Source organism: Pseudomonas sp. GW821-FHT07F05, assembly GCF_059418765.1.
In genome coordinates this window covers 720,419-734,330 of sequence record NZ_JBWKQL010000002.1, presented here as the reverse complement: position 1 = coordinate 734,330, position 13,912 = coordinate 720,419, and the positions used below count along the sequence as shown (strand labels likewise).

At 61.5% G+C, this 13,912-nt stretch carries 14 protein-coding genes; 11 read left to right on the top strand and 3 right to left on the bottom strand.

The genetic code is table 11. The features are described 5' to 3' along the window. Positions 1-42 precede the first annotated feature (42 nt). Entirely contained in the window at positions 43-1,092 is a 1,050-nt protein-coding gene (locus AC07RO_RS07545; RefSeq protein ID WP_282371555.1) for an endonuclease/exonuclease/phosphatase family protein, read from the bottom strand. 172 nt (positions 1,093-1,264) lie between these two features. Further along, positions 1,265-1,465 (bottom strand): DUF1654 domain-containing protein, encoded by a 201-nt coding sequence (locus AC07RO_RS07540; protein WP_074887522.1) that lies wholly within the window; start codon positions 1,463-1,465, stop codon positions 1,265-1,267. Between the two features lie 270 nt (positions 1,466-1,735). Here AC07RO_RS07540 and AC07RO_RS07535 point away from each other — a divergent pair, with 270 nt between their 5' ends. Continuing rightward, a complete protein-coding gene (locus AC07RO_RS07535) occupies positions 1,736-1,960 on the top strand; it encodes a YgdI/YgdR family lipoprotein (RefSeq protein ID WP_037010898.1) in 225 nt (74 codons plus the stop codon). 139 nt (positions 1,961-2,099) lie between these two features. Beyond that, complete coding sequence (locus AC07RO_RS07530) at positions 2,100-4,715, top strand: PAS domain-containing hybrid sensor histidine kinase/response regulator family protein (protein WP_495085711.1); 2,616 nt, start codon at positions 2,100-2,102, stop codon at positions 4,713-4,715. Positions 4,716-4,784: 69 nt separating this feature from the next. Here AC07RO_RS07530 and AC07RO_RS07525 read toward each other — a convergent pair whose 3' ends face one another. Next, complete coding sequence (locus AC07RO_RS07525; RefSeq protein ID WP_346629870.1) at positions 4,785-5,456, bottom strand: lipopolysaccharide kinase InaA family protein; 672 nt, start codon at positions 5,454-5,456, stop codon at positions 4,785-4,787. A gap of 370 nt (positions 5,457-5,826) precedes the next feature. On the opposite strand from AC07RO_RS07525, the gene AC07RO_RS07520 reads away from it, so the two are divergent. The 9 genes from AC07RO_RS07520 (at position 5,827) to AC07RO_RS07480 (ending at position 13,796) form a co-directional block, all read left to right on the top strand. Further along, the gene (locus tag AC07RO_RS07520; protein ID WP_192171992.1) at positions 5,827-6,090 is read left to right on the top strand and encodes a DUF1652 domain-containing protein; all 264 of its coding nucleotides are present in this window, start codon (positions 5,827-5,829) and stop codon (positions 6,088-6,090) included. A gap of 264 nt (positions 6,091-6,354) precedes the next feature. After that, positions 6,355-7,314, top strand: coding sequence for a sugar ABC transporter substrate-binding protein (locus AC07RO_RS07515; protein ID WP_495085710.1), 960 nt, complete (start codon positions 6,355-6,357; stop codon positions 7,312-7,314). 91 nt (positions 7,315-7,405) lie between these two features. Beyond that, positions 7,406-8,956 carry a sugar ABC transporter ATP-binding protein gene (locus AC07RO_RS07510; protein WP_495085709.1) on the top strand — a complete coding sequence of 517 codons (1,551 nt, stop codon included), beginning with the start codon at positions 7,406-7,408 and terminating at the stop codon, positions 8,954-8,956. Further along, entirely contained in the window at positions 8,956-9,951 is a 996-nt protein-coding gene (locus AC07RO_RS07505; protein ID WP_122538241.1) for an ABC transporter permease, read from the top strand. The genes AC07RO_RS07510 and AC07RO_RS07505 overlap by 1 nt, the downstream gene beginning before the upstream one ends. A 1-nt stretch (position 9,952) precedes the next feature. Then, entirely contained in the window at positions 9,953-10,975 is a 1,023-nt protein-coding gene (locus AC07RO_RS07500) for a LacI family DNA-binding transcriptional regulator (RefSeq protein WP_495085708.1), read from the top strand. 47 nt (positions 10,976-11,022) lie between these two features. After that, a complete protein-coding gene (gene rbsK, locus AC07RO_RS07495; protein ID WP_423574353.1) occupies positions 11,023-11,955 on the top strand; it encodes a ribokinase in 933 nt (310 codons plus the stop codon). After that, positions 11,952-12,356 carry a D-ribose pyranase gene (rbsD, locus tag AC07RO_RS07490; protein ID WP_495085707.1) on the top strand — a complete coding sequence of 135 codons (405 nt, stop codon included), beginning with the start codon at positions 11,952-11,954 and terminating at the stop codon, positions 12,354-12,356. Before rbsK ends, rbsD begins: the two co-directional genes overlap by 4 nt. Before the next feature lie 42 nt (positions 12,357-12,398). Then, a complete protein-coding gene (locus AC07RO_RS07485) occupies positions 12,399-13,427 on the top strand; it encodes a nucleoside hydrolase (RefSeq protein ID WP_495085706.1) in 1,029 nt (342 codons plus the stop codon). Positions 13,428-13,490: 63 nt separating this feature from the next. Then, a complete protein-coding gene (locus AC07RO_RS07480; RefSeq protein WP_346629874.1) occupies positions 13,491-13,796 on the top strand; it encodes a hypothetical protein in 306 nt (101 codons plus the stop codon). Positions 13,797-13,912: the final 116 nt, after the last annotated feature.

Sequence of the window (13,912 nt, the reverse complement as noted above, 5' to 3'; positions counted from 1 at the left end):
TGGCAGGCGACTTGAGCAGGGATCGGCGCGCGCCGCTGCGGATCAATGGCAGTTGCCGGCCAAATGATAATGCTGCGCTTCGGCAGCCGCCGGGCTGTTGAACTCCACCCGGTTTTTCTCGGCAATCGCGTTGTACGAAGGGCAGTCCGGACGGTGGTACACCATGGTCTTCTTGTTGCCGCGAATCGCCAGCGTCAGGTTCGCCGGGTTCCCGCCGGCACTCGCAGCAGGCTTCATCGGATTGCTTGCAGTGGGCGGTGCCTTGGCGGTCACGGCAGACGCCCCGGCAGCACCGTTGCCACCGCTCAAATTGGCGCTGAGGAAAATCGGTGCGTGATCGGACACGCTGTCACGGCCCTTGGCGTGGGTCACGCCGAGGAATGTCGGGTAATCGAACACCTCGACCTTGTTCACCCGGATCGCCGACTGCTTGCTGATAAAGATGTTGTCGTAGAGGTTGGCGAATTTGCCGTCCTTCGTCGAGAGCGTGCTCGCGCCATCAAGTACCAGCGGCCTGGCGCTGCTGTCGAGCTTGTCCCACGCGGGCGAGTTGGGCGGGGTGTTGAAGTCGCCCATCAACATGATCTGGTTGTTGCCCGGGTAGGTTTCCTGCAGCCAGGTCCAGTAATTAGACAGCGCGACGATTTCCGAAGCGCGGTCCGCCTGGTTCTTGCCATACAGGATGTGCACGGTGGCCACGACAAAGGTCTTGCCGTCCTTGAGCGAGCGGAACTGCGCAGAGTAGGGCTCGCGTTCGAAGGTGTCGCTGCGGTCCAGGTAGCTCACGGCGCCGTCTTCATAGGCAACGGCATCATCCCGCCAGACGAATCCGTACATTTCCTTGTAGGAAGAGCGGCCCACGGCATGGGACGCCATTGAGCTCCAGTGCTTGCCGGTTTGCCGGGTCAGCTCCTTGGCCAGCGCCTCCAGCGCGTCTTCGCTCATCAGCTCCTGAACCGCGAGAAAGTCCACCTTCTGCGCGACTTTGGCGATGCCCTGAAAGTCCTTGTTCGGGCGCACGCTCAGGTGCTCCAGGTTCCAGGTGCCAATGTTGACGTCAGCGGAAGCGGTTTGCAGGAAAGTGAAAGACAAAAGCAGAGCGACACAAAATCTGAGCATGTTTATCCAACTGGGTTATTCATCGAGGGAGATTGATTCGGGGTGTAGCTGTGACGAGTCGATGGCCGTGAGCTGTGCGCCTGCGGCCATCACTGTCGTAGCGGGGATGTCTGGCCATGACCTCGGCCTCAAGGACGCCGGCAGGTCAATCTTCCTTGGGCACGGTCCAGAAAATCTGCACGCCGCCGTCGTCCCGCCAGGCCAGGGTCACGTTGTCGTTCTCGTCGATCTCTTCCAGCAACTGTTTCCAGTCGTCCTCGAGTTCGTCCGCAAGCCGGAAAATCAGCGCCGCGCGGGCTTTCTGTGCGCTCTGCGAGTTGATGATTTTCTGAACCCGCACGGCCATGCGCCCGTAGTGTCCTGGCGATGCTGCGGTTGATGCGTTGGTGTCAGACACGACGTGACCCTCCTGTTCGCTGTATGCGCATACAGTATTTGAGTGTCGGACGTTTCGCAACAGCGGATCGGACAAAAACCTCCTTTGACCCAAGTCGCTGATTTTTCGGTTGATTGTCCGGGATCGCGAACCAAAGTCGATGGCGCTGATCTGATCTGCTAGATGACGATTCAGCGTTCGAGCGCATGACGCTTGAGCCCTACACACCAGGAGGCTTTTATGAAGATTCAATCATTGCTGATGCCGGTCGCGTTCGCCTGTTGTGCAGCGTTGGCGGGTTGCTCTACGTCGACCGTAGTCACCTTGCAGAACGGCACGCAGTACGTGACCAAGGATGCGCCGAAGACCAAGAGCAAAGACGGCTTTTATGAGTTCGAGGACATCTCCGGCAAAACCATCCGCGTTCGCGCTGACGAGGTAGCCACCGTCAAAGAAGAGGACTGAGCCACGCCAAGGCCCGGCTGGCATGGCCGCCGGGCCCGCGCTGTATGCAAACTCGTCCCGATCTGAATGGAACGTCCTCGCATTGCCTTCGCTCTAAGCGAGGCTTTCTGCTCACGATATTTCCTCTCAGGCCCTAATTATGGATACCCCACCCAACACCGGGTTCAGCGCAGCACCCCTGCGTTTCCTTGCCAACGGCGGTGCGGTCGGTGATCTGCTTCAGTCCCCATTGATGGACGGCTCGCCCCTCGGCGCGCCCTCCGACTGGCCGGACAGTCTGAAGGCCCTCATGGGCACGATTCTCCCTGTGCAGGCGCAGATTGTGCTCTTTTGGGGACCTGAATTCGTGGCGCTCTACAACGACGCCTATGCGCCGAGCATCGGCGAGAAACATCCCCGTGCCCTTGGCCGGCCTGCGGTCGAGAACTGGCGCGAGTTGTGGGACGACCTCGAGCCGCTGCTGCGCGGCGTGCGTGAAACCGGGAAAACCTTTGCTGCCAAGGACCGTGCCTTTTATATCGAACGCCACGGCTACGGCGAAACCGTTTACTTTGACGTCTCCTATTCTGCGGTACACCAGAGCGACGGGGCCGTGGGCGGCGTGCTCTGCGTTGTGACCGAAACCACCGAGCGCGTGCATTTCGAACGTCGTCAGGCGCTGCTGCTTGAGGTGGGGCAGGCCTTGCCTTCCATTCGCGACCCCGAGCAGATCGAAGCGGACGTCATCCGGCGTATCGGGCGCGAGCTGGGCGCCACCCGAGTCCACCTCGCGGAGGCTGACGAGCAGGGCGACTTCGTCATTCGCCGTGAATACCGGCAGGGTGACGTGACGACCCGATCAGGGCTGATCGCCGTCAGCGATGACAGCTGTACTGCGTTGCACCAGGGCGTTACCGTGCAAGCGGCGATTAAGGCTGACGCCGTTCTGGCTGACCCTCACGGCGTTGCTCTTAAGCAAGACCGTACAACGAGTCTGGCCGTGCATGTGCCGTTGATGCGCCATGACGTCCTGGCCGGCGTGTTCACTGTTGAGTTCGACGGGCAACGGGTCTGCAGCCCCCATGACATTCACATCATCGAAGAAACAGCCAAGCTGGGCTGGCAATGGATCAACCACACGCGGGCTGAATCGGCGCTGCACGCCAGTTCCGCGCAACTGGCCGGGATGTTCGAGCAGGCAGGCGCCGGGATTGCGCTGTGTGATCACCGAGGCGTGTTTCAGCAGGTCAATGATCGCTACTGCGACATCATGGGGCTGCAGCGCCGGGCCATCGACGGCCGCTCAATCCTCGATCTACAGAACGACCTCGCACCTGACACGCAGTCGATGTTCCATGAGAACTTCCTGACCGCCGAAGCGCCCTTCGAGCTGACTCAGCACCATGTGCGCGCCAATGGCTCCGTCGTATGGGTGCAGACCCACGTGACGCCGCTGCTCGACGCGCAACAACACCTCAGCGGCTTGCTGTTTGTTTGCGTTGACATCACCGCGCGTGTGGGTGCCGAACATCAACTGATCGAGCTCAACGAAAGCCTCGAACAGCGCGTCGCGACCATGGTGGCCGAGCGCGAGGCGGCCATTTCGCTGCTGCACGAGTCGCGCAAGATCGAGATGGTCGGTCAGCTCGGCGGCGGCATCGCCCATGACTTTAATAACCTGCTGACGCCGATCATGACCTCGCTGGAGTTGCTGCGGCGCCAGCCGGTCAGCAATGACCGCTCCCATCGCTTGATCGATGCTGCACTGCAGGCCGCAGATCGCGCGAGAATTCTGGTCGGCCGCTTGCTGACCTTCGCTCGCAGGCAGACGCTCAAGCCTCAGGTGGTGGCGCTGGACAGCCTGGTCAACGACATGCGTGACCTTATCCAGCGCTCGCTGGGTCCGACCATCGAAGTAATCGTCGAGATTCCCGCAGATCTGCCCAACATACTCATCGACCCCCATCAGCTTGAACTGGGCGTGCTCAATCTCGCGGTCAATGCCCGGGACGCGATCGCCGAACGCGGCTACCTGAAAATCAGCGCGCGTCCCGAGGTGATTGCCGACAGTCCGGGGTTGGGCCCGGCGCCGGCGCAGGGTTGTTACGTCAGGCTGACAGTGTCGGATAACGGCAGCGGCATGACCGAGGAAGTGCTGCAACGCTGCGTCGAGCCGTTCTACTCAACCAAAGGCGTCGGCAAGGGCACCGGTCTCGGATTGTCGATGGTGCAGGGGCTGGCCCTGCAATCGGGCGGTGGTTTTGATGTTCAGTCGGCGCCGGGTCTTGGCACGCGCGTTGACATCTGGCTGCCCGTGTCGAGCGCGGATGTGCTGACACCGGCAGAAGGTGAGGGCGACTCGGCGCCCGCCGCGGATCACCCTTTTCACGTGCTGGTGGTGGATGATGAGGAACTGGTCCGCTACACCGTTGCGCTGCAACTGCGTGACCTGGGCTACCGGGTGACCGAAGCGGCGTCGCCGTCCGCTGCCGAGCAGATGGTCAGCGCCGGGTTGCGGCCGGACGTGCTGATCACCGATCAGTTGATGGCCGAAAAAAGCGGTACCCAGCTCGCCTTGAGTCTGCGCGAAGTCCTGCCTGCGCTGCCGGTGCTGGTCGTCACGGGGTACACCAGCGATTCGTCGACGCAGATTGCCGGTTTCGAGATGCTGGCCAAGCCCTTCAGCCGCGCTGACATTGCGTCGAAAGTGGCGCAGGTGATCAACGACCGGAAAGCACCGGCATTGATCAGCGAGCAGGTCGGTCACGCCTCTTGATGGGGTGATCCCTTCACGCCGTACCCTTCATGCCAGGTGCTGCAACGGCATGAAGGGTGGCTGCTTCGCCTAGACGGCTCGGCCGATGGCCTGTTCGTAGCACGACAGGAAATACTGCCACTGGGATTCGTCCCAGAATGAGTGCCTTCTAAGCTGCGGAATGTCGTGACGCGCCGCGCCCAGGGTGGTGATCCGGCCGTGGGATTTTTCCAGATCCAGCAGCGCCAGCTCAAAATCAAAACGCGTGTCGGTGACCGTCGCCTTGATGAAGATGTGCTTGGAGCGCATGCAGCCATGCTGCCACTTGCCCAGGTGCATCTTTGCCAGGGTCTCGGCCAGGCGCTTGAAGAGTCGCTGATGTTGCTCGACGCTCAAGGTGCTGGCACCGCCCTGGGCATACCAGGTATCAAGATCGATGAAACCGCCCAGATCCTTGGTCACCAGAACGCCTTGCCATACACCGGCAACCTTGCGTGCGCCATAAAAAACAGGTCGTGGTGCGTTGACGCCCAGTTCCTCGAGTTTTGTCAGCGCAATGCCCTCACGCAGTGCAGTCGGGCGGCCTGTCGGGTAACGGAAGCTGCGAAACAGGTGGCCCGTCTGGCGTTTCACGTAAAGCGTCTTGCCGTCATGCACAACGCGTTGCACACCGCTGGTGCCGTTGCGGCGCACGTTTGGTGGCTCGACCCAAGGCCCCGACGTGCCCCACCAGAACTCAAACTCGTTGTTTGCCCGACCCATCATGCGCTCCGAATACTGTAGAAATCTTGCTTGTGCAGCGACTGCCGTGTTGCAGTGCGAGCCCCTCTGGCCGTCGCGGGCCAGATTAGTTCACTGCCGCTCAAGGATATTGGCGAATGGCCATTTTGAAGGCGCCCAGCTTACTGGCTTGCCGCTCTCATTAACCAGTCAAACCCGCGGCATTTACGCCATCCAGCAGGTCGTATAGGCAGCATTGTCTGATTACGCCGCCAGGCAATCCCGTTGAATGACCCTTGGGACGTGTCCCTCGTGAGCCAAGTCATGCCCGTTCGTCCCATTCCTGTGAAACTCGCGGAATTGCTGGAACCTGGCGACATCCACCGTGCATAACTAAATAAGGAAATTTGCCATGATCTCTACACTTGAACTCTGCCATATCGTCGAATCAGGGTTTCTGCCTGCCAAGTGCAAATGCACCATCGATGCCAACGACCAAATAATGGTGCAGATTTTTGACCGCGAGCGGGGCCACGCCGATCTCCTGGCCGGGGGTATTCCGGTCAGCTCGCTCAACTCCAGCCGCGCCATCGCCAACCTCATAGCCACGCTCAAAGAAGACTTGAAGCTCCACTCAGCCAGCCGACGTACGACCGCCTATCAGGAACGCGCGTAATTCCTCAGTAAGGCTCACGACAACCGAGGCACGATTCACCCTTCCTTTCTATCCTCCGATTCAGGGTGCAGGCCGCCAGCGCTGCAACGGTGATCGGAGGAGCAGGGCAACACACGGCCCGCCTCTTTTGACCGCTTTGCACAGTTGACAAATGCTTGAACGGTTCCCATAGTTTCGCTCACGCAAACGTTTGCGATTTCGTCGATGCATCCCCCGACGCGTAAACGCTGCCGATAACAACAATCATAATGTCGGAGTGATTCCATGAAGCTGCCATTCGCTGCACGCCTTCTTGCTGTTGCCATGCTCACCGCTTCCGCTGCAACCCTGCCTCTCTCATCCGCCTGTGCCGACGACGCTAAAAAGCCGACCGTCGCGCTGGTGATGAAATCCCTCGCCAACGAATTCTTCCTGACCATGGAAGACGGCGCCAAGGTCTATCAAAAAGAGCATTCCGCTGACTTTGACCTGATTTCCAACGGCATCAAGAACGAGTCCGACACGGCCGCGCAGATCGACATCGTCAACCAGATGATCGTCAAGAAAGTCGACGCGCTGGTCATCGCCCCGGCCGATTCCAAGGCGTTGGCGTCGGTCCTGAAGAAGGCCATGGACGCGGGCATCAAAGTCGTCAACATCGACAACCAGCTTGACGCCGACGTGCTGAAAAGCAAGGGCATGGAAGTGCCGTTCGTAGGCCCGAACAACCGCAAGGGCGCCAAGCTGGTGGGTGACTACCTGGCCAAGCAACTGACGGCAGGTGATGAAGTCGGGATCATCGAAGGCGTTCCGACCACCACCAACGCGCAGCAACGCACCGCGGGTTTCAAGGACGCGATGGACGCTGCGCAGATGAAAATCGTTTCCACGCAGTCGGGTAACTGGGAAATCGACAAGGGCAACGCTGTTGCGTCCGCCATGCTCAACGAATACCCGAACCTGAAAGCGCTGCTGGCCGGCAACGACAGCATGGCGCTGGGCGCTGTCTCGGCAGTACGTGCGGCAGGCAAGGCGGGCAAGGTTCAGGTGGTCGGCTACGACAACATCAATGCCATCAAGCCGATGCTGAAAGACGGCCGCATTCTGGCCACCGCTGACCAGTTCGCGGCGCGTCAAGCCGTGTTCGGTATCGACACCGCCCTGAAGATGGTCAAGGGCGAGAAGCTCGAGATCACCAACGGCGTGATCGAAACCCCGGTCGAGCTGGTAACCAAGCCGCAGTAAGCCGGCCTGGTTGCTCAGTCAACACATTCCAAACCCGCAGTTGTCCAAATATGTACCGCCTGCCCGTGAGGGCAGGTGCGTGGAGATCGTTATGTCAGCGTCTGCTCAGGCCGCTGTTCTATCTGTCAGTGGTATTGGCAAAACCTACGCCCAACCTGTACTCGGTGACATCGACCTGACGCTGATGCGCGGGGAAGTGCTGGCCTTGACCGGGGAAAATGGCGCCGGCAAAAGCACGCTGTCGAAAATCATCGGCGGGCTGGTCACACCGACCACCGGCCAGATGCAGTTTCAGGGGCAGCCCTACCAGCCTGGCAGTCGCACCCAGGCCGAAAAGCTCGGCGTGCGCATGGTCATGCAAGAACTCAATCTGCTGCCGACGCTGTCGGTGGCGGAAAACCTGTTTCTCGACAACCTGCCCAGCCGCGCCGGTTTCATCAATCGCCGCAAGCTGCGCGAAGATGCGATCAAGGCCATGGCCCAGGTCGGCCTTGAGGCGATTGACCCGGACACGCTGGTCAGCGAACTGGGCATTGGCCACCAACAGATGGTCGAAATCGCCCGCAACCTGATCGGCGACTGCCATGTGCTGATCCTCGACGAGCCAACGGCCATGCTCACGGCGCGCGAGGTGGAAATGCTCTTCGAGCAGATCACGCGTCTTCAGGACCGTGGCGTTTCCATCATCTACATTTCTCACCGCCTGGAAGAACTCGCCCGCGTTGCCCAGCGCATCGCCGTGCTGCGCGACGGCAAGCTGGTCTGCGTCGACTTCATGGCCAATTACAACAGCGAGCAACTGGTCACGTTGATGGTGGGCCGTGAACTGGGCGAGAAGATCGATCTGGGCGAGCGCAAGATCGGCGCGGTGGCGCTGTCGGTCAAAGGCTTGAGCCGTACCGACAAGGTCCGCGACGTTTCCTTTGATGTCCGGGCCGGTGAAATTTTCGGGATCTCCGGGCTGATCGGCGCCGGACGTACCGAGTTGCTGCGGCTGATCTACGGCGCGGACGTGGCCGACAGCGGCAGCATCGAAGTCGGCAGCCCGCTGCGCAGCGTGCAGATCAAATCGCCGGTGGACGCCGTGGGTCATGGCATTGCCTTGATCACCGAAGACCGTAAGGGCGAAGGCCTGCTGCTGTCGCAGTCGATCAGCGCCAACATTGCGCTGGGCAACATGGACGCCATTTCCAGTGCCGGCGTGGTCAACGGCAATTCTGAAATCGCTCTGGCTCAACGTCAGGTGGGCGCCATGCGCATTCGCAGTTCCAGCCCGACGCAACTGGTGTCGGAGCTGTCGGGCGGCAACCAGCAGAAGGTCGTGATCGGCCGCTGGCTGGAGCGCGATTGCCAGGTGATGTTGTTCGACGAGCCCACCCGCGGCATCGACGTCGGCGCCAAGTTCGACATCTACGCGCTGCTGGGTGAACTGACCCGTCAGGGCAGGGCGCTGGTCGTGGTGTCCAGTGATCTGCGCGAGCTGATGCTGATCTGCGACCGCATCGGCGTACTGTCTGCCGGGCGCCTGATCGACACCTTCGAGCGTGACACCTGGACCCAGGACGAACTGCTTGCCGCTGCCTTCGCGGGCTATCAAAAACGTGACGCGCTGCTGTCTGAAGCCGCGCCCAGGATCGACTGATGAAAACTTCTACTTCTCCTGCCGCGCTGCCGTCTCCGGGCAAGCGCAGCGGCAACTACTTCGGCCTGGGCACTTACCTGGGGCTGGCGGGCGCATTGCTGGCGATGATCGTGTTGTTCTCGTTGCTCAGCGATCATTTCCTGTCGTACGAAACCTTCAGCACTCTGGCCAACCAGATTCCCGACCTGATGGTGCTGGCAGTCGGCATGACTTTCATCCTGATCATCGGCGGCATCGACCTGTCGGTGGGGTCGGTGCTGGCGCTGGCTGCGTCGGCGGTCAGTGTCGCGATGCTCGGCTGGGGCTGGGGCGTGTTTCCGTCGGCGTTGCTGGGCATCGCCTGCGCAACGGCGGCCGGTACGCTGACCGGCTCGATCACCGTGGCGTGGCGTATTCCCTCGTTCATCGTGTCCCTCGGCGTGCTGGAAATGGCCCGCGGCGTGGCGTATCAGCTGACCGACTCGCGCACCGCGTACATCGGTGACTCCTTTGCGTGGCTGTCCAACCCCTTTGCCTTTGGCATCTCGCCGTCGTTCGTCATCGCGCTGATCGTCATCTTCGCCGCCCAGGCCGTGCTGACCCGTACCGTGTTTGGCCGCTACCTGATCGGCATCGGCACCAACGAGGAAGCCGTGCGTCTGGCGGGCATCAATCCCAAGCCCTACAAGATCCTGGTGTTCTCGCTGATGGGCCTGTTGGCGGGCGTTGCCGCACTGTTCCAGATTTCGCGCCTGGAAGCCGCCGACCCTAACGCCGGTTCCGGACTCGAACTGCAAGTGATTGCGGCGGTGGTCATCGGCGGCACCAGCCTGATGGGCGGGCGCGGTTCGGTGATCAGCACCTTCTTCGGCGTGCTGATCATTTCGGTCCTGGCCGCAGGGCTGGCGCAGATCGGCGCGACCGAGCCAACCAAACGCATCATCACCGGCGCTGTCATCGTCGTTGCAGTGGTCCTCGACACCTACCGCAGCAATCGCGCGCGGCGGCGCGGCTGACATGGCAACCATCAAGGACGTAGCGGCGATTGCCGGGATTTCCTACACCACGGTGTCCCATGTCCTTAACCGCACCCGACCGGTCAGCGAAGAAGTACGCAAGAAGGTCGAAGCCGCCATTGTGCAGCTGGACTATGTGCCCAGCGCCGTTGCGCGGTCGCTCAAGGCCAAGGCCACGGCGACCATCGGCCTGTTGATTCCCAACGGCATCAACCCGTACTTCGCCGAACTGGCAAGGGGCATCGAGGATTACTGCGAGCGCAACGGTTTCTGCGTGATCCTCTGCAACTCCGATGACAACCCCGACAAGCAGCGCAGTTACCTGCGCGTGCTCCTGGAAAAACGCGTCGACGGCCTGATCGTGTCGTCGGTGGGCGGCGGAGACAGCCTCGTCGAGGGCTTGTCCACGGTTCGCACGCCGCTGGTCATCGTCGACCGCGATCTGGATGGCGTAACGGCTGACCTGGTGCGCATCGACCATGAGCTGGGCGCGTATCTGGCGACGTCGCATTTGCTGTCCCTGGGCCACCGGAAAATCGCCTGTATCTGCGGCCCGGCGCAGACCAGCGTGGCGAAGATGCGTCTGGCGGGCTATCACCGGGCGATGCAGGAAGCGTCGGTCGACGTGCCGGAAAGCTGGGTGGTAGAAAGCGATTTCACCGGCCCCAGTGGCTATCTTGCTGCGGTGAAACTGCTGGAGCAGGATCCGCCGACGGCGATTTTTGCTGCCAACGACATGGTCGGCATCGGCGTGTTGCGCGCTGCTGCCGAGCGGAACGTGCGGGTCCCGGCGGACCTATCGGTCATCGGCTTCGACGACATCCAGATGAGCCAATACGTTTACCCGGCCCTGACCACCGTCGGCCAATCCATTCTGCAACTGGGCGAGCGCGCTGCCGAGATGCTGCTGCGGCGGATCTCCTCGCGGGGTGAAACCGCTGTCGAACACCTGGTCGTTGCGCCGAGTATCGTGCTGCGCGAATCCACAGCGCCTCCACCCCAGGTATTTACCGAATTTCGTTAAGCCGAGCGCTCCGCCCGGTCTAGAAAGCGTTCTGAAGAGTAGACGTCATGCAAGCAAAAGTAGTGATAGTGGGCAGCCTGAACATGGACCTGGTGACGCGCGCGCCGCGTTTGCCCCGGGCCGGAGAAACATTGGCCGGGCAGTCGTTCGTCACCGTGCCGGGCGGCAAGGGCGCCAATCAGGCAGTAGCGGCGGCACGACTGGGCGCCAGTGTCGCCATGGTCGGTTGCGTCGGCGATGATGCCTATGGCGAACAACTTCGCACCGCGCTGCTGGCCGAAGGCATCGATTGCCAGGCAGTGACCCCGGTCTCCGGCGAGTCCACCGGCGTTGCGCTCATCGTCGTCGATGACAGCAGCCAGAACGCTATCGTGATCGTGGCCGGCGGCAACGGCCACGTCACTGCCTCCGTGGTGGACAGCTTCGATGCGTTGTTGTCCGGGGCCGAAGTCATCATCTGCCAGCTTGAAGTGCCGCTCGACACCGTCGGCCACGTGCTCAAGCGCGGCCACGAACTGGGCAAGACCGTCATTCTCAACCCGGCGCCGGCCAGTGGCCCGCTGCCGGCCGAGTGGTTTGCCTGGATCGATTACCTGATCCCCAATGAAAGCGAGGCCACCGCGCTGACCGGCCTGCCCGTCGACAGCACCGCCAGCGCAGACGCCGCTGCGTCGGCACTGCTTAAAGCCGGCGTCAGCAAGGTGATCGTGACGCTGGGCGAGCAGGGCGCCTTGTTCGCCAGCGCGTCGCGCTCCGAGCACTTCCCGGCACCCAAAGTACAGCCCGTTGACACCACCGCGGCAGGCGATACCTTTGTCGGCGGCTTCGCGGCGGCGCTGGCCGATGGCAAATCCGAGTCGGACGCCATTCGCTTCGGTCAGGTCGCAGCGGCGCTGTCCGTGACCCGTTCCGGCGCCCAACCTTCCATTCCGACATTTGCCGAGGTTCAAGCCTCTGCGGCACAAGGGCACTCATCATGAAAAAAACCCCACTGCTCAACATTGCCTTGTCCCGCGCCATCGCGTCTCTCGGCCACGGCGACATCCTGATGATCGTCGATGCGGGCATGCCCGTACCGGCTGGCGTCGAGCTGATCGATCTGGCCCTGACCCATGGGGTGCCCGATTTTCTCAGCGTGCTGAATGTGGTGCTGACTGAAATGCAGGTCGAGAGTCACGTCCTCGCCGAAGAGATGCTGTCGAAACAACCGCCAGCGTTGGCCACCGTTTCGAGCTTGCAGGCCTCGGGCAGCCTCGGTGAGCAACGCCTGGTGAGTCATCAGGCATTGAAACAGCTCAGCCGCGGCGCTCGGGCTATCATCCGCACCGGCGAATGCCAGCCCTACACCAACATCGCGCTCGTGGCGGGCGTGGTTTTTTAACGCCGGTTTTTTATTTTCAGCCGTCAGGAACAAGGAGTTCCCATGAATACAACCCGTCATTTTTTTACAGGACTGATCAGGAGTGCCGCGCTGTTGACCATTTTATCCGCCACGTCGGTGCATGCCGCCGAGAAGCGCGACGTGATCATCGACACCGACCCGGGCGCCGATGACGTCGTCGCACTGCTCCTGGCGCTGGCGTCGCCGCGAGAACTCAACGTCATGGCAATCACCACCGTGGCGGGCAACGTGCGCATCGACAAGACGTCGCGTAATGCCCGGCTGGCTCGGGAATGGGCTGGCCGTGAAGAAGTGCCGGTGTACGCCGGTGCCGGCAAGCCACTGGTGCGCACGCCGATCTACGCCGAGAACATCCACGGCAAGGAAGGACTCCCGGGCGTGGAAGTGCATGAGCCGAAGAAGCCGTTGGCTGAAGGCAATGCCGTGCAGTACCTGGTCGACACCCTGAAGAAAGCTGCGCCCCACAGCATCACCATCGCCATGCTCGGGCCGCAGACCAATCTGGCGCTCGCGCTGAGTCAGGCGCCTGAGATCACCCAGGGCATCAAGGAAGTCGTGGTGATGGGCGGCGCCCACTTCAACGGTGGCAACATCACTCCAGTGGCCGAGTTCAATATCTACGCCGACCCCGATGCGGCGAAGGTTGTCCTGGACAGCGGCGTGAAGCTGACCTACGTGCCGCTGGATGTCACCCACAAGATCCTCACCAGCGAAGCGCGCATCAAGCAGATCGACGGCCTGAACAATCAGGCTGGCAAGCTGGTCAGCGGTATCCTCAACGAGTACGTCAAGGCTGATATGGTCCATTACGGCCTGCCCGGCGGGCCGGTACATGATGCGAGCGTGATTGCCTGGCTGATCAAACCGGAGCTGTTCAGCGGCAGACAGGTCAATCTGGTGATCGATAACCGTGAGGGTGTGACCCACGGCCAGACCGTTGCGGACTGGTATGACACCCTCGCTCAGAACAAAAATGTGTTCTGGGTCGAAAACGGCGATGCCCAAGGCTTTTTTGACCTGTTGACTCAGCGCCTTGGTCTTTTGAAGTAAATCTGCAGTGCTGCGCCGCGTGGCATCCCGCTGCGGGGCGCAGAGCAATCAAGGTGCAAAACTGTGTCTATCGACCTCAATAGTCCCGATTCCTTTACCCACGACGCTGTCCGGCAAATGATCGCGGCGGCGCGGGATGGCGTGCACAGCCAGCTGCGCGTCGGTCGTGACGGCCGTGCGTGGATTTCCAGTGACGCGGTGGGCGGCGTCGACATCCGCGGACTGCTGTTTCGTCTGGAGACCTGGGCGGCCGGTTCCGGTTGCGTGGGCCCGGTGGCTGCCAGCGATGCCGTATGGGTGACGCAGATCTACAACGCCCTGCGGGACAACTGGGCCAATCCCACCACCGATTACGTCGACGTCTATTGACTCGCGCCCGCCTGTTTGGCCCGTCCTGCGGGCGTGCCTTAAACGTTTTGTCACGATTGAATGCGCCGGGCAGGCGATGCCTCGGGCAGACTCCTGCGCTGTACTCGACATGCCTT